Source organism: Bosea sp. PAMC 26642, assembly GCF_001562255.1.
Taxonomy (GTDB): domain Bacteria; phylum Pseudomonadota; class Alphaproteobacteria; order Rhizobiales; family Beijerinckiaceae; genus Allobosea.
Window position 1 is genome coordinate 1476117 of record NZ_CP014301.1, and the last position, 17310, is coordinate 1493426.

The 17310-nt window shown below is 65.2% G+C and carries 17 protein-coding genes; 10 read left to right on the forward strand and 7 right to left on the reverse strand.

Annotated elements, in window-relative coordinates; translation table 11 throughout:
* Positions 1–130 precede the first annotated feature (130 nt).
* Both rpsR and rpsF read right to left on the reverse strand, forming a co-directional pair.
* A complete protein-coding gene (gene rpsR / locus AXW83_RS06935) occupies positions 131–376 on the reverse strand; it encodes a 30S ribosomal protein S18 (RefSeq protein ID WP_038367644.1) in 246 nt (81 codons plus the stop codon).
* A gap of 3 nt (positions 377–379) precedes the next feature.
* Positions 380–847: a 30S ribosomal protein S6 gene (rpsF, locus tag AXW83_RS06940; RefSeq protein WP_066611811.1), complete on the reverse strand. Its 468-nt coding sequence runs from the start codon at positions 845–847 to the stop codon at positions 380–382.
* 370 nt (positions 848–1217) lie between these two features.
* On the opposite strand from rpsF, the gene fabD reads away from it, so the two are divergent.
* The 7 genes from fabD to gmk all read left to right on the forward strand — a co-directional run bounded on the left by fabD (position 1218) and on the right by gmk (position 7926).
* Entirely contained in the window at positions 1218–2162 is a 945-nt protein-coding gene (gene fabD, locus AXW83_RS06945; protein WP_066611813.1) for an ACP S-malonyltransferase, read from the forward strand.
* Between the two features lie 49 nt (positions 2163–2211).
* Positions 2212–2949, forward strand: coding sequence for a 3-oxoacyl-[acyl-carrier-protein] reductase (gene fabG, locus AXW83_RS06950; protein ID WP_066611815.1), 738 nt, complete (start codon positions 2212–2214; stop codon positions 2947–2949).
* 256 nt (positions 2950–3205) lie between these two features.
* Positions 3206–3439: an acyl carrier protein gene (locus AXW83_RS06955; RefSeq protein ID WP_054207921.1), complete on the forward strand. Its 234-nt coding sequence runs from the start codon at positions 3206–3208 to the stop codon at positions 3437–3439.
* Between the two features lie 55 nt (positions 3440–3494).
* On the forward strand, positions 3495–4760 hold the full coding sequence (fabF, locus tag AXW83_RS06960) for a beta-ketoacyl-ACP synthase II (protein ID WP_066620013.1): 1266 nt from the start codon (positions 3495–3497) through the stop codon (positions 4758–4760).
* Positions 4761–4876: 116 nt separating this feature from the next.
* Positions 4877–6214, forward strand: a complete 1338-nt coding sequence (gene mltG, locus AXW83_RS06965) for an endolytic transglycosylase MltG (RefSeq protein WP_066611817.1) — start codon at positions 4877–4879, stop codon at positions 6212–6214.
* Positions 6215–6384: 170 nt separating this feature from the next.
* Complete coding sequence (locus AXW83_RS06970; protein ID WP_066611819.1) at positions 6385–7266, forward strand: YicC/YloC family endoribonuclease; 882 nt, start codon at positions 6385–6387, stop codon at positions 7264–7266.
* Positions 7267–7272: 6 nt separating this feature from the next.
* Positions 7273–7926 (forward strand): guanylate kinase, encoded by a 654-nt coding sequence (gene gmk / locus AXW83_RS06975; protein ID WP_066611820.1) that lies wholly within the window; start codon positions 7273–7275, stop codon positions 7924–7926.
* An 11-nt stretch (positions 7927–7937) separates the two neighbouring features.
* On the opposite strand, the gene rsmA is transcribed toward gmk, so the two are convergent.
* The 5 genes from rsmA to lptF form a co-directional block, all read right to left on the reverse strand.
* Complete coding sequence (gene rsmA, locus AXW83_RS06980) at positions 7938–8786, reverse strand: 16S rRNA (adenine(1518)-N(6)/adenine(1519)-N(6))-dimethyltransferase RsmA (RefSeq protein WP_066611822.1); 849 nt, start codon at positions 8784–8786, stop codon at positions 7938–7940.
* Entirely contained in the window at positions 8783–9790 is a 1008-nt protein-coding gene (gene pdxA, locus AXW83_RS06985; protein WP_066611824.1) for a 4-hydroxythreonine-4-phosphate dehydrogenase PdxA, read from the reverse strand. The genes rsmA and pdxA overlap by 4 nt, the downstream gene beginning before the upstream one ends.
* 61 nt (positions 9791–9851) lie before the next feature.
* Complete coding sequence (locus tag AXW83_RS06990) at positions 9852–12368, reverse strand: LPS-assembly protein LptD (RefSeq protein ID WP_066611826.1); 2517 nt, start codon at positions 12366–12368, stop codon at positions 9852–9854.
* Positions 12369–12425: 57 nt separating this feature from the next.
* Positions 12426–13514, reverse strand: a complete 1089-nt coding sequence (gene lptG / locus AXW83_RS06995; RefSeq protein WP_066611828.1) for an LPS export ABC transporter permease LptG — start codon at positions 13512–13514, stop codon at positions 12426–12428.
* Positions 13514–14701 carry an LPS export ABC transporter permease LptF gene (lptF, locus tag AXW83_RS07000; RefSeq protein ID WP_236841845.1) on the reverse strand — a complete coding sequence of 396 codons (1188 nt, stop codon included), beginning with the start codon at positions 14699–14701 and terminating at the stop codon, positions 13514–13516. The genes lptG and lptF overlap by 1 nt, the downstream gene beginning before the upstream one ends.
* Before the next feature lie 159 nt (positions 14702–14860).
* Here lptF and AXW83_RS07005 point away from each other — a divergent pair, with 159 nt between their 5' ends.
* From AXW83_RS07005 to AXW83_RS27755, 3 genes are read left to right on the forward strand one after another with little or no spacing between them, the layout of a single operon-like run.
* Positions 14861–16354 (forward strand): leucyl aminopeptidase, encoded by a 1494-nt coding sequence (locus AXW83_RS07005; protein ID WP_066611829.1) that lies wholly within the window; start codon positions 14861–14863, stop codon positions 16352–16354.
* Between the two features lie 22 nt (positions 16355–16376).
* The gene (locus tag AXW83_RS07010) at positions 16377–16829 is read left to right on the forward strand and encodes a DNA polymerase III subunit chi (RefSeq protein WP_066611830.1); all 453 of its coding nucleotides are present in this window, start codon (positions 16377–16379) and stop codon (positions 16827–16829) included.
* Complete coding sequence (locus tag AXW83_RS27755) at positions 16826–17236, forward strand: hypothetical protein (RefSeq protein WP_236841846.1); 411 nt, start codon at positions 16826–16828, stop codon at positions 17234–17236. The genes AXW83_RS07010 and AXW83_RS27755 overlap by 4 nt, the downstream gene beginning before the upstream one ends.
* Positions 17237–17310: the final 74 nt, after the last annotated feature.

Consider the following 17310-nt stretch of genomic DNA (forward strand, 5'->3'; position numbering starts at 1 on the left):
GCGGGGGCTCGGCAGGGTGAGAGGCGTTTCGCCTCAACGAACCCGGTGGAGTCTCACCACTGGGCGACTTGTTTGATGACGTGAGAAATATCCCGGCAGCGCGAGGCTGCCGGGACGTTATCGAAGCCGCTCAGCGGATGACGTAGGGCAGCAAGCCGAGGAAGCGGGCGCGCTTGATCGCCTGGGCGAGTTCGCGCTGCTTCTTGGCGGAGACCGCCGTGATGCGCGAGGGCACGATCTTGCCGCGCTCGGAGATGTAGCGCGAGAGCAGGCGCACATCCTTGTAGTCGATCTTCGGAGCGCCTTCGCCCGAGAAGGGGCAGGACTTGCGGCGGCGGAAGAAGGGGCGGCGTGCGCCGGCTGATGCAGTGGACATGGCTCAGGCCTCCGCGCTGGGGGTTTCGGTGCCTTCGTCGTCGCGACGCGGACGGTCGCGACGCGGGCCGCGATCACCGCCACGGTCGAAGCGGTCGCCGCCGCCGGGACGGTCGAAGCGGTCGCCGCGCTCGCCACGATCGTCGCGATCGCGCTTCTGCAGCATGGCCGACTGGCCTTCCTCGAGCTCCTCGACGCGGATGGTCAGGAAGCGCAGGACGTCTTCGTTGATGCGCATCTGGCGCTCCATCTCCAGCACGGCGGCGGAGGGGGCGTTGATGTTCAGCAGCGAATAATGCGCCTTGCGGTTCTTTCTGATGCGGTATCCGAGCGACTTGACGCCCCAATACTCGACCTTCGGAACCGAGCCGCCATTCGCCTCGATGATGCCCTTGTACTGCTCGACAAGAGCTTCGACCTGCTGCGCGCTGACATCCTGCCGCGCGAGCAGAACATGCTCGTATAATGCCATTGTTGGCCTTCCTTCGTTTCACGCTGTTTCGTCCGACGCGGAGCCCTCCGAGCCCTGGATAAGGCCCGACAGGATTTCATCGAAGGCGGAGACACGGGATGACGGTTCGCGAACCGAACCTTGCGGGCTTCGTTTCCCAAGCGGGACAATCGGCCTGCCATCCGTTCAGCCTCCGGCCGAACAAACAGAGGCCGGTCGTTAGCGCTTCATCACCGTCCACGCAAGCAAAATCGGTGCAAAGTCATCCTCCGGATGGGGGTTGCACGGTGCGCGTGCTTGACTTCGACTTCCCGGCAATGTGACAGCGGCGTCACGATCACCCATCGCGGGAGTCCAGATCACCACCCTGCGAAGCTTGAGGTTTTGCTGTATGACGACGGCGTTCATCTTTCCAGGCCAGGGTTCGCAGGCCGTCGGCATGGGCAAGAGCCTGGCAGACGCCTTCCCGGTCGCACGGGCAGTCTTCGAGGAAGTCGATGCCGCCCTCGACCAGAAGCTGTCGGCGCTGATCTGGGACGGGCCGATCGAAGAGTTGACGCTCACCGCCAACGCGCAGCCCGCCTTGATGGCCGTCAGCCTCGCCGTGATCCGCGTCCTCGAATCGGAAGCCGGCCTTTCGATTGGGCGCGATGCGGCCTTTGTCGCGGGGCATTCCTTGGGCGAGTATTCCGCGCTCGCCGCGGCGGGAACGTTCTCGATAACGGACGCCGCCCGCCTGTTGCGTATCCGCGGCGACGCCATGCAGCAGGCGGTTCCCGCCGGCATGGGCGCGATGGCAGCCCTGCTCGGCGCCGAACTCGACCTCGCTCGGGCGATAGCCCATGACGCCGCGCAGGGCGAGATCTGCGAAGCCGCCAACGACAATGGCGGCGGCCAGGTCGTGCTGTCGGGCGCCAAGGCCGCGATCGACCGCGCCATTGCGATGGCGGGCGAGCGTGGCGTCAAGCGTGCCATTCTGCTGCCGGTCTCGGCTCCCTTCCACTGCGCCCTGATGCTGCCCGCTGCGGAGACGATGCGCGCGGCCCTTGCCGACGTCGCCATGCAGGCGCCTGTCGTGCCTGTCATGGCTAATGTTGGCGCGGCCCCGCTAAGCGACCCTGACGCAATCCGCATCTCATTGATTGCGCAGGTCACGGGAACCGTTCGCTGGCGTGAATGCGTTGTAGCCATGCAGGCAGCCGGTGTGACGCGCTTCGTCGAGGCCGGCAGCGGCAAGGTTCTCGCCGGCCTGGTCAAGCGTATTGCGGCCGGCACAACGTCGGTTTCGCTCGGAACGGCCGAGGATATCGTGAATTACAAGTCCCAGAACGGGTAAGATCGGCAAAAAGCCGAAGCCCAAAAGGCTAAAATCCAAGGGAGGCCATATGTTTGATCTGACGGGCAAGAAAGCCCTCGTCACAGGTGCGACCGGCGGTCTCGGAGGTACGATCGCGCGGATGCTTCACGCCCAGGGCGCGACCGTCGCTCTGTCGGGCACGCGGGTCGAGGCCCTTGAGGCGCTCGCCACCGAACTCGGCGAACGCGTCGTGGTGACGCCCTGCAATCTGTCGGAGAAGGATTCGGTCGAGGCGCTGGTCCCGGCCGCGGAGGAGAAGCTCGGCGGACTCGACATCCTCGTCAACAATGCCGGCGTCACGCGCGACAATCTCTTCCTGCGTCTCAAGGACGAGGATTGGGACTCCGTCATCGCCGTCAACCTGACAGCCGCCTTCCGCCTCTCGCGTGCGGCCGTGAAGAGCATGATGCGCCGCCGCTATGGCCGCATCATCTCGATCGGCTCTGTGGTCGGCGTCACCGGCAATCCCGGGCAGGGCAACTATGCCGCCTCCAAGGCCGGGCTGATCGGCATGTCGAAGGCCCTCGCCGCCGAGGTCGCCAGCCGCAGCATTACCGTCAACGTGGTCGCGCCCGGCTTCATCGAGTCGCCCATGACGCAGGCCCTGAACGACAAGCAGCGCGAGACCATCCTCTCCGACGTGCCGATGGGCCGGCTCGGCGTCGGGGCCGACGTGGCCGCGGCGGTCACCTATCTTGCCAGCACGGAAGCCGCCTACGTCACCGGCCAGACGCTCCACGTCAACGGCGGAATGGCAATGATTTAAAGGGCTTGAGAGAATTCGTTGAAAGATTGAGAAACCCCGTCGATGCTCTCGCCAGCCAATCGTCCATGTGTTAACTAGCGCCATCGCGCCGCCTCGCGCCGTCCGGGGGGCTTGACGCGAACCCGGTTGTTGCGTTTGTGCAGCATCTGAGAGTTCCGGCTCGCTGGCATCGTTTCGATGGAGCGGGATGCAGGAGTGCGGTTCCAGCTACGCGTCGCGATCCAGCGATGTGTTTCAAGTTTTAAGGAAGAGACCCATGAGCGATGTCGCCGAGCGCGTGAAGAAGATCGTCGTCGAGCATCTCGGTGTGGAGCCGGAGAAGGTTGTCGACGGCGCCAATTTCATCGAGGATCTCGGTGCGGACAGCCTTGATACGGTCGAACTGGTGATGGCGTTCGAAGAAGAATTCGGCGTTGAAATTCCCGACGATGCCGCCGAGACGATCGTGACCGTCGGCGACGCCGTCAAATTCCTGTCCAAGACGGCCTGAACGGCCTCTCCGGTCGCTCGCAGCCGAAAGCGCAATGGTTCCTCGCAGTCTTCCCATCCGGCGCGTCGTGGTAACCGGGCTCGGCATGGTGACGCCGCTTGGATGCGGTGTCGAGCCGACCTGGCGCCGGCTACTGGCCGGCGAAAGCGGCGCGGGGCCCATCACCAGCTTCGATGCGAGCGATCTCCCCGCCCGCATCGCCTGCAACATCGCACGCGGAGATGGCTCTGACGGCACCTTCAATCCGGATGACTGGATGGAGCCCAAGGAGCAGCGCAAGGTCGATGATTTCATCGTCTTCGCCATGGCCGCCGCCACGCAGGCGCTGACCGACGCGAACTGGAAGCCGGAAAGCTACGAGGACCAGATCGCCACCGGCGTCGCCATCGGCTCCGGCATCGGCGGCCTCGGCGGCATCTACGAAGCTTCGATCCTGCTCAAGGAGCGCGGTCCACGCCGTCTCTCTCCGTTCTTCATTCCCGGCCGCCTGAGCAATCTCGCTGCCGGCTATGTCTCGATCGAGAACGGGCTCAAGGGCCCCAACCACGCGGTCGTGACCGCCTGCTCGACCGGGGCGCATGCAATCGGCGACGCCGCGCGCATGGTCGCACTCGGCGATGCAGACGTGATGGTCGCAGGCGGCACCGAATCGGCGATCAACCGGCTTGGAATTGCCGGCTTCTGCGCCTGCCGCGCTCTATCCACCGGATTCAACGACACCCCTGAAAAAGCCTCTCGTCCTTACGACAAGGATCGTGACGGCTTCGTCATGGGCGAGGGGGCGGGCGTCGTCGTGATCGAGGAACTCGAGCATGCCCAGGCACGTGGCGCGCATATCTATGCCGAAATCGTCGGCTACGGCATGTCTGGCGACGCCTATCACATCACCTCGCCTGCAGAGGATGGCGACGGCGCCTATCGCTGCATGCAGGCGGCGCTGAACCGCGCTGGCATCACGGCGTCCGACCTCGACTACATCAACGCCCATGGCACCTCGACACAGCTCGGAGATGAGATCGAGCTACGCGCCGTCGAGCGGCTTCTGGCAAATGCGCCCAGCAAGCCCGCTATGTCCTCGACCAAGTCGGCGACCGGCCACCTGCTCGGCGCAGCCGGCGCGATCGAGGCGATCTTCTCGATCCTGGCGATGCGCGACCAGATCGTCCCGCCGACGATCAACCTCGACAACCCTTCCGTCGAGACCGATATCGACCTCGTTCCCAATGTCGCGCAGCAGCGAAAGGTCGATATCGTCCTGTCGAACTCCTTCGGGTTCGGGGGCACGAACGCGTCCCTGGTGATGCGCCGCCTGACGCAGTGACGGCGAAAGCGGCCCCTCAAGCGCGCTTTCGCCATAATGTCTGCTAATCTGTTGTGCGAATGCAGAACAGGATCGATCGCTGAACCGGCCTCCCGGACCGGACGCGCGCGATCGCCATGCAAAACCCAACCGTGCGAGCGCCTCATCCCGTGAACAATTCGCCCCGCGTTGCCCCCAAAAGCCCGAGCGAGGCGCTGAAGCCGGTAGCCCCTCCCGGGCCGCCGCCGAAGACCCGCCGCAGGCGGCGCAGCCCGTTCGTCGCGATGCTGAGCGGGCTGTTCACGGCCCTGCTCGTTCTGGCCGGTGTCGTGGGCGCTGGCCTTGCCGTGATCAGCAGCCAGAGCAAGGCGCCGGGACCGCTCGCCAACGATCGCGTGCTGATCGTTCCCAAGGAGAGCGGCCTCACCGAGATCACCGAACTCCTGCAAAAGGAAGGGCTGATCGAGCACCCCTGGGCCTTCCGCGTCTCGGCGCTCGTGACCGGCAACTGGACCAAGCTCAAGGCCGGCGAATATCTTTTCAAGGCACGCGCGAGCCAGCAGGACATTCTCGACATCATCGCCGAGGGCAAGGCCGTCGAACACTCCGTCACGGTGCCGGAAGGCCTGACGAGCGAACAGATCATCTCGCGGCTGAAGGACAACGATCTCCTGACCGGCGAGCTGATCCAGACGCCGCGCGAAGGCACGATCCTCCCCGATACCTACAAGTTCCAGCGCGGCTCGACCCGCCAGGCCATCGTCGATCGCATGACACGCGACCAGCGCCGTATCCTGAACGAGGTCTGGGCCCGTCGCCCCGCCGACCTGCCGATCAAGACTCCGCAGGAACTCGTCGTCCTCGCCTCGATCGTCGAGAAGGAGACCGGCCGCGCCGACGAGCGCCCCCGTGTCGCGGGCGTGTTCATCAATCGCCTGAACCGCAAGATGAAGCTGCAGTCCGACCCGACGATCGTCTACGGTCTGGTCGGCGGGAAGGGCACGCTGGGTAGGTCGATCCAGCGCAACGAGATCACGCAGGCGACGCCGTATAACACCTACGTCATCGACGGCCTGCCGCCCGGCCCGATCGCCAACCCCGGCCGCGCCGCGATGGAAGCGGTCGTCAACCACTCGCGCACGAAGGATCTCTATTTCGTCGCCGACGGCAGCGGCGGCCATGCCTTCGCCGAGACGCTCGAGCAGCACAACCGCAATGTCGCGCGCTGGCGCCAGGTTGAGGGAAACCGCCGCGACCCCGGCAGATCGCCAGCCGATGCCGGCATCGACAAGGTCGAACCTCCGGCGGGGCCCGACAACCGCACCGAGGCGCCCGGCGCCCCGGCGGCACAGGCCGGCGACAGCACGCAGCGTACCCGAGCTTTCGACGCCTCGGAAGGAACGACCCGCGACCCGCTGAAGAACCGCTCCTTCGACCTTAACTCGCCGAAGGCCGTTCCGGCACTGCGCCCCTGAGGGGCCGCAGCTGGGAATTCACCGGCTCGGGTGAGGAAGCCGCTTTCTCGGCTTGCGACCCGGGCGCGGCGCCAATACGGTCCCGCCCGCGACGGATATTCGGCGCATCATGAGATAGCGCTCGCTGCTCTTCGCGGTCCTAGGCCGTCAATCGAAAGCTGAGACCATCCATGGCCATCGAGAGCATGACGGGATTTGCCCGAGTCGCCGGTGCGGCGGGCATTCACGCCTGGGCCTGGGAAGTCCGCAGCGTCAACGGCCGCGGCCTCGATGTTCGCGTCCGCGTTCCGCCCGGCTACGAGCTGCTGGCGGAAGCTGCGCGCAAGCGTCTGACCGGCGCGTTCTCGCGCGGCACGCTCCACGTCAACCTCTCGATCAGCCGCGATGCCGGCCCGGCCAGGCCGCGCATCAACGAGGCTGCGCTGAACGCTCTGCTGGATGCGGTGGCGCGGATGCCGGCATCGCAGGCCGTCCGCCCGCCCTCCTATGACGGACTTCTCGCCGTCCGTGGCGTGGTCGAAATGGCCGAAGAGGCCGAGGACGGTCTGACAATCCTCCAGGCGCCCCTGACCGCAGGGCTGGAAGCCATGGTCGTGTCCCTAAAGGAGGCGCGCGCCAGCGAGGGCAGGGCTCTGGAAGCGGTCATTGTTGGCCAGCTCGACAACATCGCCGGGCTGACGGCCGAAGCCGAGAACCACCCGGGCCGCAGCATCGAGGCGGTCCGCGACCGTCTGGCGACGCAGGTCCGCGCACTGCTCGACACGGGCCAGCCGCTCGATCAGCAGCGTCTGCATCAGGAGGCGGCGCTTCTCGCCGTGAGGGCCGATATCCGCGAGGAACTCGATCGTCTTCACGCCCATGTCGCAGCCCTGCGCATCCTGCTGGAGCAGGGGGGTGCAATTGGCCGCAAACTCGACTTCCTGTCGCAGGAGTTCGGCCGCGAGGCCTCGACACTCTGCGCCAAGGCGGGCGATGCCGGCCTGTCGCGCATCGGGCTCGATCTGCGTACGGTCGTCGACCAGATGCGCGAACAGGTCCAGAATGTGGAGTGACGGCTGATGCCTGAATCCGTGCGCCCGGCCCGCCGCGGGCTGATCATGATCCTGTCCTCGCCGTCCGGCGCAGGAAAATCCACGCTGACGAGGACACTGTCGAAATCGCCGACGGAGACGAATCTCGACCTGTCGATCTCGGTGACGACGCGGGCCAAGCGGCCCTCCGAGATCGAAGGCGTGCACTACCACTTCACCGACCGCGAAACCTTCGACCAGATGCGCGAGCGCGACGAACTGCTGGAATGGGCCGAGGTTCACGGCAACGGCTACGGCACGCCGCGCAAGCCCGTCGAGGCCTCGCTGAAAGCCGGGCGGGACGTGCTCTTCGACATCGACTGGCAGGGCACCCAGCAAATCCTGGAGCGCGCCCGCGAGGACGTCGTCACCATCTTCATCCTGCCGCCGTCGATGGCCGAGTTGCGCTCGCGCCTGGTGCGTCGGGCGGAGGATGCGCCCGACGTGATCGCCAAGCGCCTTGCCAACGCCCGCGAGGAAATCGCCCGCTGGACCGTCTACGACTACGTCATCGTCAACGACGATCTTGAAAAGGCCTATGAGGCGGTCCGTTCGATCCTCGCCGCCGAGCGGCTCAAGCGGACACGTGCCATCGGTCTGGGCACCTTCGTCGAGCGGCTTCTAACTGAAAAACTGCCCTGAACGACGCGATATCAGGGGCGGGCCGCCAACGCCTGCGCAAGGCGCACGAATCCCGAGACCGGAATTTCCTCGGCCCGTGCGGTTTCCGGCAGGCCGGCCGCCTCGATCCAGTCCCCGGGCTCCGCCAGCACCGCCTTCAGGCTCTGACGCAGCATCTTGCGGCGCTGCCCGAACGCAGCCAGCGTGATTCGCTCCAGCAACCGCCTGTCGCAGGGCTCGGGCGTCGCCCGCGGCACGAGATGGACGACCGACGAGGTGATCTTCGGCTGCGGCACGAAAGCAGTCCTCGGTACATCGAACAGGATCTTCGCCTCGCTGCGCCAGCCCGTCAGAACGGCGAGCCGCCCATAATCGGCCCGCTGCTCCGGCGTCGCGACGATGCGCTCGGCGACCTCGCGCTGGAACATCAGCGTTAGCGAGCGCCACCAGGGCGGCCACGGCTCCAGGCTGAGCCATCCGACGAGCAGTGGCGTTCCGATGTTGTAGGGCAGATTGGCGACGATCCTTGCCTGCCCGCCGTCGAGACGTGACGACAGATCGACCGCCAGCGCATCGCCGTCGACGACCTCCAACCGGCCAGGGTAATGTGCCGCGATCTCGGCGAGCGCCGGCAGGCAGCGTCGGTCGCGCTCGACGGCGATGACGCGCGCAGCGCCATTGGCGAGAAGCGCCCGCGTCAAGCCGCCGGGCCCGGGCCCGATCTCGATCACCGTCTCGCCGTCGAGCGGTCCCGATGCGCGCGCGATTCGCCCTGTCAGATTGAGGTCGAACAGGAAATTCTGGCCGAGCGCCTTCTGCGCCATCAAGCCATGGCGCTCGACCACATCGCGCAGCGGCGGCAGATCGTCGATCTGGCTCATGCGACGACTTGCGCTTCATGGCGGGCCATGCGGGCGGCCAGCCGCAGGGCGGCGCACAGGCTGTCGGGTCGCGCGATGCCCTTGCCGGCAATGTCGAAAGCCGTGCCGTGGTCGGGCGAGGTGCGGATGAAGGGCAGCCCCAGCGTGACGTTGACGCCCTCGTCGAAGGCGATGGTCTTGATCGGGATCAGGGCCTGATCGTGATACATCGCCAGCACGACGTCGTAGCCGGTGCGCGCCCGCGCATGAAAGAGCGTATCGGCGGGGTAGGGACCGGTCGCCGCGATGCCGAGAGCCTGCAGCCGGGCGATTGCGGGCGCCACGACCGCAGCATCCTCGCTGCCGAGCGCGCCGTTCTCGCCGGCGTGCGGATTGAGGCCGGTTACGGCGAGCCGCGGCTGCGCGATCCCGAAACGGGTCGCCAACTCGCGGGCGACGATCCGTCCGGTCTCCACGATCAGCTCGGCGGTCAGCAATCCCGGCACCGCACTCAGTGGCACATGGATCGTGACCGGGACGACCGCGAGATCGTCCGACCACAGCAACATCACCGGAAGGGGGGTGTCCTTCCCGTCGGCAGCCAGATGCGCCAGGAATTCGGTGTGCCCTGGATGAGAGAAGCCGGCTTGATACAGCACCGACTTGGCAATCGGGTTGGTGACGACCGCGGCCGCCTTGCCTTGGCGCACCGCGGCGACGGCTCGCGTGATCGACTCGATCGTTCCGGCCGCCGACGCGGGATCGGGGCGGCCGGGCGGCGCAACCACATGGTTCTCCAGCGAAATCACCGGTAGGCCGTCAGAGAAGCGAAGCTCGGCGTCGTCCCAGTCGCAACTCACGACCGGCACATCCATGCCGAGCTCTCTTGCCAGCTTCACAAGCAAATCGGGATTCCCGATCAGCGCGAAGGGCGGGCACCCGCGCGTCTCGCGTTCGAGCCACGCCGTCAGCGTGAGCTCCGGCCCGATCCCGGCCGGGTCGCCCTGTGTCAGCGCCAGCAGCACGTCTGGTCAATCCTTGTCGCTGGGACAGGCCGCATCGGGCTCTTCGCCGATCCGCTTACCGTCAGCGCGAGGCGGACGAGACGCCGTCGCCGACCGAGCCCTGATCGAGGTTCTGCGAATAGCTGACCTCGCCCAATGTCCGCAATTCGAGCTTGAACATGACCGTTCGACTGTCCTTGGTCGCGCCGGCCTGACGGTCGGCATAGGACTGCGAATAAGACACGTCGAAAATGGTGCATTCGTCGGTGTAGTTGATTCCGAACGAGGTCGAGGCGGTCTGGAACGGCCCCGTATTGGGGTAGGTCGGCTGGGCAATGGTCGAAGGCGACGCCAGATAGGACGCATAGGTCTCGCGATAGCGTTCGCGGTCGAACTTGTACTTGTCGAGATCGAACAGCACGCCGCCGCGCAAACGCCAGTTCGACGTTACCAGCAGGGAGCCGCTGAGAGACAGGCCCTCGCGTCGCCGGGTGATACCGAGATTCGGCTGCGGCTCATAGCGCGCATAGCCGACGGATGCCGATACGACACTGCCGCTGTAGGTCGCGGCCGCATCGATCCGCTGCATCTCGAAATTGCTTTCGTTGAAGCGGGCGGCGCTGGTGAGGATGATGCTCTTCAGCGGGGAAAGCTGCGCGCGCGCGACATAGTCGGAACGCCTGGTGTCGAGGCCGGAATCCAGTCCGGTATTGGACAGATCCCCGCTTGCGAACGAATTGCGGCCGCCGAGATGGTAGGATTGGCCAAGCAGCAGGTTCGCATAGGCGTCCTGTCCGAAACGTCCGGTATAGAGCGCGCCGATATTGGCCCGCGACCCGCCTTCGAGGCGGTCATAGCCCGAGAACTTGCCGCTCCACTCGAACAGGTTGTTGTCGTCGAAGACCAGGCTTTGCGCGTCCTCGTTGGCGATGCGCAGATGGTTGGTCTCGTTGGGGCGGGCAACGATCTGCGCCACCGGCTCGATAATATGCGTGCCGAAGCCGGTCTTGGCCACAAACGGATAGCGGTACATCAGGCCAATCGCCGGCATGGCGCGGCCGAAGACCTCGTCGGAGGTGTCGACTAGGTTCGAGGCATTGGCATTGGCGTAGCCCGTCATCGACGGGCTGACGGAAAGGATGTCGGCGCGCAGCGAGGCATAGGGCGTCCAGACCTGCCCGATCGGGTCGATGAAATTGCGCCGCCACGAAACCTCGGCGGTCGCGCGGGCGATGTTTCCGCCCAGGCCGCGGACCAGACAGGTGCTCTTCTGGTAGATCGCGCAGCCGTCATAGAGCGAATAGCCCGGCGTCGTGACGAGATAGGCGCTCTGGGTCGGCAACTGCTGATAGGCCGTCGCGTCGCGCGTCAGATTCGTAACGTTGACGTTGAAGGCGATCTCTCCGCCCAGGAAGGACGGCTTGTGGATGCGCTTGTTGTAGTCGAGCACCGGCAGCACGACGGGCTGCTGCTTCTGCCAGTCGGTCGAGGACAGCGTCTGGAAGTAGTATCCCCGCAGGTCGAACCACGCATCCGCGCTCTGGCCATTCAGGTAGACCGACGAGATCGCTTCCTGCAGGTAGGTCGTCGTGCTCAGGCTTTCGTTGCGGATACGGTAGTTCCGGTAGAACCACCGGTCCGTCGACATCGTGACGTTCCAGCCGAAATTCCAGCGTGGGTTGATGAAGAACTTGCCGCTCGTCTCCAGCGAGCCGCGGAACTTGCTGTCGCGCGCGCCGAACGGCGTCTCCAGGAAGGCTTCCTGCTCCTGCTGGAAGATGCCGGCCCCGCGGATCGCGTAGGATCCGTTGACCAGCCGGTGACGCCACTCGGCCTGACCGAGGACGCCCTGCCGCGTCAGGAAGGTTGGCGTAACCGTCAGGTCGTAATTCGGCGCGAGATTGAAGAAATAGGGCAGGCCGATGCCGAAGCCGAGCGGCCCTGTATTGATGAAGCTCGGCGACAGGAAGCCGGATTTGCGCTTCACCGTCGAATCCGGTCCCGACATATAAGGGATATAGGCCATCGGAATGCCGAGGAATTCGAGGCGCGCATCCTCGTAATAGATCGTCTGCTCGGCCTTCTTGTGGATGATCCGGGCCGAGCGCACCTGCCAGAACGGCGGCCGCTCGGGGTTGTCCTTGCAGGGCTCGCAGGCCGTGTAGATGCCCTTGTCGAACACGAAGGTCTCGCCGTCGGTCCGCTCGGCGCGAGGGGCCGTGAAGCGTGTCTTGTCGGGGTTTACGACGCTCAGCGAATCGATGAAACCGTCGCGGAAATCGTCGGTCAGATTGAAGCGGTCGCCGGTGATGACGGTGCCGTTCGCTTCGGTGATGCGGGCATTGCCGGTGGCGACGACGCGCTTGGCCCCGCGATCATAGACCACCCTGTCGGCCTCGATCGTGCGGCCCTGATACAGGATCTGCACGTCGCCGACTGCCGCGACCGTATTCTTGTCGTTGTCGTAGACCAGTTCACGCGCATCCACGACCATGCGCTCGGGCGGCTTGGCCGGCGCCTGTGCCGATACCGGCCCGCCAGCCGCCAGCAGATAGGCGAGGCTGGACGCAAGGGCGGTCGCCGCAGCAAATCGCGCCATCCGTCTCACGCCCCAACCCATACGCTCAATCCTATATTAACCATATGCACGGTATCTTCACCCGTCTTCTTGATGAAGCAGGGCGAGGGCACCGAGCATCGTCCCGACGATGGCTGGCAGCCATGCAGCCACCGGCGGATTGACGATGCCCGAGGACCCGAGTTCCTCGGAAAGCTGCGTCGCAACATACAGCACGAACCCCGCCGCGACACCACCCACCACCAATCTCGTGACGCCACCAAACCTGAAAAATCTTAAGGAAACGGATGCCGCGACGAGCACCATCGCGATCAGCAGCAACGGCCTCGCCATAAGCGACTGATAACGCAGCTCATATCGGGTCGAGTCCAGCCCCGCCTTCTGCGTTCTGTCGATCACGGAAGGCATCGCCCAGAACCCGACCGCGTCGGGCGGCAGGAAACTTTGCCGCACCTGCTCGGGCTCCAGCGTCGTGGCCAGCAGGTAGGTCTTGTAGGTCTGCGGCTCTTCCGCGACGGATACGACGCGCGCGTCGCTCAGTTCCCAGTAGCCCTGATGAAGAATCGCCTCACGGGCATCGATGCGCTCGCTGAAGCCCCCGCCGGGCGTGAAGCTGAACACGGCGACCTGCGACAGCCCGTCACCGTCGGGCAGGGGGGCCGCACCGCGGATGATGGCCTGACCGTCGACGCTGCGCTGCCGGATCCAGGTCTCGCGCACGCCTGCGACCTGCCCGGTCCGCGCGAACAGCTTGGCTTCCAGCGCGGTCGCATTGCGCTTCAGATCGGCGGCGACGGGGTTGTAGACCAGGATCGAGGCCAAGCCGATCAACCCGGCGACGAGCGCAGCAGGCTGCAGGAACTGCCAGGCCGAGACTCCCACGGACCGTGCCACGACGAGCTCGAGCTTCCGGCTCAAGGTCAGCAGGGCGAACATGCCGCCAAACAGTGCCGCGAAGGGAAAGATCTGTTCCGCGACCGCAGGCGCCCGATACAGTGCGAGTTGCACCAGAAGAGGTGTCGTAGCGGCAGGCGAATCGCCGGCGCGACGCATCAACTCCACGAAATCCAGCGTTCCGATCAGGAAGAAGAACGTCGAGAACACGCCCAGAATCGCGCGCGCGAAACGCACCGTCAGATAGCGGCCGAAGGTCGAAGTCAGGATCATCAGGCGCGCCGCAGCCGTGAGGCCAGCCCGATCACCGGCGCCGTCAGGGGCGTCAGCAGGCCCGATACGACCGGCCGCAGTCGCTCACCATAGAGGATCCAGGTCACGGACAGCACCGTCGCCGCGATCGGCAACAGATAGAGCAGCACCACAGCGAAGCTCGACCGCACGCTCGCCGTCCAGGCGGCATAGGCAGCAATGCGCGTCGCGCTGACGATGAAGATCGCGGCCTGGATCGCCACCGCCCGGCCCTGGCGGGTCGTGCGCGCCTGGCCCAGCGCCGCAAACGCGATCAGCATGAAGGCGATCGGATAGAGCGGCGCCGACAACCGGTTGTGCAGCTCCGCGCGGAAGCGTCCCTCCTGGAACTTGTAATACTGTTCGTTGGTGTCCTGGGTCAGCAACGCCCAGGTCGTTCGTTCGCGGGGCTTGTAGATGACCTTGTCGCCGCTGCCTTCGCCACCGATCCCATCGCCCGACAGCGCGGAGAGATTCAGCGCATAGCGCTCGAAGGAGATGATCGAACTCGTCTCGGTGTTCTTGGTCTCGCGCTGGATCGTGCCCTTTTCCAGCATCAGGAAGCTGTTGCCCTCGACATCGACCGTGCGGCCGCGCTCGGCGATATAGATCGAGGGCTGGTTGGGGTCGCGCCGGTCCTGCATGAAGATGCCGACCAGCGCATCGCCCTGGCGCTCGCGGTAATGGAACGTGACGCCGGAATCGAGCGAGACGAACTGGCCTTCCTTGACGACGTTGGCGACGAAATCGGCTCGGATCAGTGTGATGAGATCGCGCAACATGCGAAAGCCCGCCGGCATCACCGAAAGCGACATCCAGCCGACAAGCAGGGATGTAGCAATCGTCAGAACGATAAACGGGCGCGTCAGGCGCTGCGGCGCCACACCAGCGGCGTTCATCACGATCAGCTCGGAATCACCGTTCAACCGGTTCAGCGTATAGAGTGTCGCCATGAACAGGGCGACCGGCGCGATACCCGCGATCAGCGCCGGCAGCGACAGAAGCGTGACCGTGAAGAAGATCACGACCGTCTGGCCCTTGCCGGTAATCAGATCGACCTCGCGCAACGCCTGCGTCACCCAGATCACGCTTGTCAGCCCGATCAGAAGGACGATGGCCGCGACCGCCGCAATCTTCAGAATGTAACGGTCGAGGCGCTGCAGGAACACGCTTGGGCTTTCGATGGACGGAAAGCCTCAGGCTTTCCTTGGACGGCTCGCGGAACTCACCCTATGGTATAGGCGTAATCAAGGCGCAAACGGGAATCGTTTGTGTCGGCTTGTATCTCGTTACGCCGGACGATCCCTTCCCGATATCGTGAGCCGTTTATGTCGCAGCGCCTGAAGCTTGAGATCAAAGCCTTGAACGCAATTTCGGACGAGGACCTCGTCATCTTCGTCTCGGACACGCTGACGCCGCCCAAGGCCGCGGATGGATGGCTGGGCGAGGGCGCGCACGGACTTCTGGCTCGCGCCGCGACAGCGGAGCGCTTCAAGGGCAAGGCGTTGTCAGGCCTGACCATGCTGGCGCCCGACGGCTCGGGCTACGAGCGCCTGATCGTGATCGGGCTCGGCCCCGAAGCGGAGCGCGATGTGCTCGATTTCGCCAAGCTCGGCGGTGCTGTCGCCGGCCGTCTCGGCCATGGCCGCAAGGCCGACATCGTCGCGGCGCTGCCCGAGGGCGAACTGACTCCTGCGCAGATTGCCGACATCGCCTTGGGTATAAGGCTGCGTGCCTATGCTTTCGATCGCTACAAGACCAAGAGCAAGGAGCCCGAACAGTCGGAGCCGATCACGGTGACGCTGCGTGTCGAGGATCCCTCGCGGGTCAAGAAGGCGATGAAGGCCGCCGACGCGGTCGCTGCCGGCGTCGAGCTGGCGCGCGATCTCGTCAACGAGCCGCCCAATGTGCTGTTCCCGGAAGAGTTCGCCGAGCGCGCGGCCAAGCTGGAAAAGCTCGGCGTCGAGATCGAAGTGCTGGACGAAAAACAGCTGAAGAAGATCGGCATGCGCGCACTGCTCGCCGTCGGCCAGGGCTCGCGCCGCGAAAGCCGCGTCGTCGTGATGCACTGGAACGGCGCCAAATCGAGCGTCCAGCCCGTCGCTTTCGTCGGCAAGGGCGTGACCTTCGACTCGGGCGGCATCTCGCTCAAGCCAGGCGCCGGCATGGAGGACATGAAGGGCGACATGGCGGGCGCGGCCTGCGTGACCGGGCTGATGCACGCGCTTGCCGCCCGCAAGGCCAAGGTCAACGCCATCGGCGTGATCGGGCTTGTCGAGAACATGCCCGATGGCAACGCCCAGCGCCCGGGCGACATCGTCACCTCGCTGTCAGGGCAAACCATCGAGATCATCAACACCGACGCTGAAGGCCGCCTCGTTCTCGCCGACGTGCTCTGGTACACGCAGGAAGAGTTCAAGCCGCAATTCATGATCAATCTGGCGACGCTGACCGGTGCGATCCTGGTTGCGCTGGCGCAGGAAAATGCCGGTCTGTTCTCCAACAGCGACGAACTCTCACACCGCCTCTCGGCTGCGGGCAAGGCCACCGGCGAAACCGTTTGGCGCATGCCGCTGGGCAAGGCCTACGACAAGATGATCGATTCGAAATTCGCCGACATGAAGAACTCGGCCGGCCGTCATGGCGGCTCGATCACGGCGGCCCAGTTCCTGCAGCGCCATGTCAACGAGACGCCCTGGGTCCATCTCGACATTGCCGGCACCGGCATGGGATCGCCCAACAGCGAGACCAACCGCTCCTGGGGATCCGGCTGGGGCGTGCGCCTGCTCGACCGGCTCGTGAGCGAGCATTACGAGGGCTGAGGCGGATCAGGAGACAAGCCGGATGCCCGAAATCCTGTTCTTCCATCTCCAGTCGCGCCCTCTGGAGCAGGTCCTGCCGACCATTCTCGACCGCTCGCTGTCGCGCGGGCAGAAGGTCGTCGTCGAGGTGTCGAGTCCCGAGCGGCTGAGCGGGCTCGACGATCATCTCTGGACCTATTCCGACGAAAGCTTCCTGCCCCATGTCACGGCCGCTGAGCCCGATGCGGCCACCAATCCGATCGTGCTGACGACGAAGGGCGACAATCCCAATGCGGCAACCGTGCGCATCTGCGCCGAAGGTGTCCGCATTCCCGACGCATTGGCGGATTACGAGCGCGTCGTGTTGATCTTCGATGGCGACGATCCCGACGCACTGGCGGCCGCGCGCGAGGATTGGAAGTCGATCAAGGCTTTGGGCGAGGCGGCCAGCTACTGGCAGCAGGACGATGCCGGCCGTTGGGAGAAAAAAGCGTGAGATTGCCCGTTTTGTTGCTCTGCACTGCCGCGCTTGGCGGTTGCTCCGTCGATATGGGCGGTTTTGCCTTCACGTCTGAAAGCCGCGGCGGCAAGACCGTCACGACGACGAGCAGCCTCGCCGCCCGGGCCTCGACGCAGGAGGCGCGCCTGACGCCCGAAGGCGAATGCGATGCCGAAACCGCGCTGACTCCTGCGACGCGTCCGGCACCGGCTGTCATCGCGGAGGGCATCACAGAATGTGAACTGGTCAAGCTGAAAGGGACGCGCCCGACCGATGTGCTGATCGGCGATAGCGGCAAGGGCCAGCGCGAGGTCCAGGTGCTCTATTCCGAGCCCGGCGGCCGCGAGATCTACATGTTCACCGACAACAGGCTCAGCCGGATCGTGAAGCCGGGGCAGGGGTGATCCGCTGCCGTCATGCTCGGGCTTGACCCGAGCACCTCTTAAAAAGTGAATTCTGCCTGGGATGGTCGGGTCAA

What these genes read in the sequence shown, in the direction of transcription:
- rpsR (WP_038367644.1), bottom strand. Translation starts at nt 376, where the DNA reads ATGTCCACTGCATCAGCCGGCGCACGCCGCCCCTTCTTCCGCCGCCGC.
- lptG (WP_066611828.1), bottom strand. Translation starts at nt 13,514, where the DNA reads ATGATCCTGACTTCGACCTTCGGCCGCTATCTGACGGTGCGTTTCGCG.
- AXW83_RS06955 (WP_054207921.1), top strand. Translation starts at nt 3,206, where the DNA reads ATGAGCGATGTCGCCGAGCGCGTGAAGAAGATCGTCGTCGAGCATCTC.
- AXW83_RS06990 (WP_066611826.1), bottom strand. Translation starts at nt 12,368, where the DNA reads ATGGCGCGATTTGCTGCGGCGACCGCCCTTGCGTCCAGCCTCGCCTAT.
- fabG (WP_066611815.1), top strand. Translation starts at nt 2,212, where the DNA reads ATGTTTGATCTGACGGGCAAGAAAGCCCTCGTCACAGGTGCGACCGGC.
- AXW83_RS07010 (WP_066611830.1), top strand. Translation starts at nt 16,377, where the DNA reads ATGCCCGAAATCCTGTTCTTCCATCTCCAGTCGCGCCCTCTGGAGCAG.
- AXW83_RS06970 (WP_066611819.1), top strand. Translation starts at nt 6,385, where the DNA reads ATGGCCATCGAGAGCATGACGGGATTTGCCCGAGTCGCCGGTGCGGCG.
- fabD (WP_066611813.1), top strand. Translation starts at nt 1,218, where the DNA reads ATGACGACGGCGTTCATCTTTCCAGGCCAGGGTTCGCAGGCCGTCGGC.
- rsmA (WP_066611822.1), bottom strand. Translation starts at nt 8,786, where the DNA reads ATGAGCCAGATCGACGATCTGCCGCCGCTGCGCGATGTGGTCGAGCGC.
- AXW83_RS07005 (WP_066611829.1), top strand. Translation starts at nt 14,861, where the DNA reads ATGTCGCAGCGCCTGAAGCTTGAGATCAAAGCCTTGAACGCAATTTCG.
- mltG (WP_066611817.1), top strand. Translation starts at nt 4,877, where the DNA reads ATGCAAAACCCAACCGTGCGAGCGCCTCATCCCGTGAACAATTCGCCC.
- rpsF (WP_066611811.1), bottom strand. Translation starts at nt 847, where the DNA reads ATGGCATTATACGAGCATGTTCTGCTCGCGCGGCAGGATGTCAGCGCG.
- gmk (WP_066611820.1), top strand. Translation starts at nt 7,273, where the DNA reads ATGCCTGAATCCGTGCGCCCGGCCCGCCGCGGGCTGATCATGATCCTG.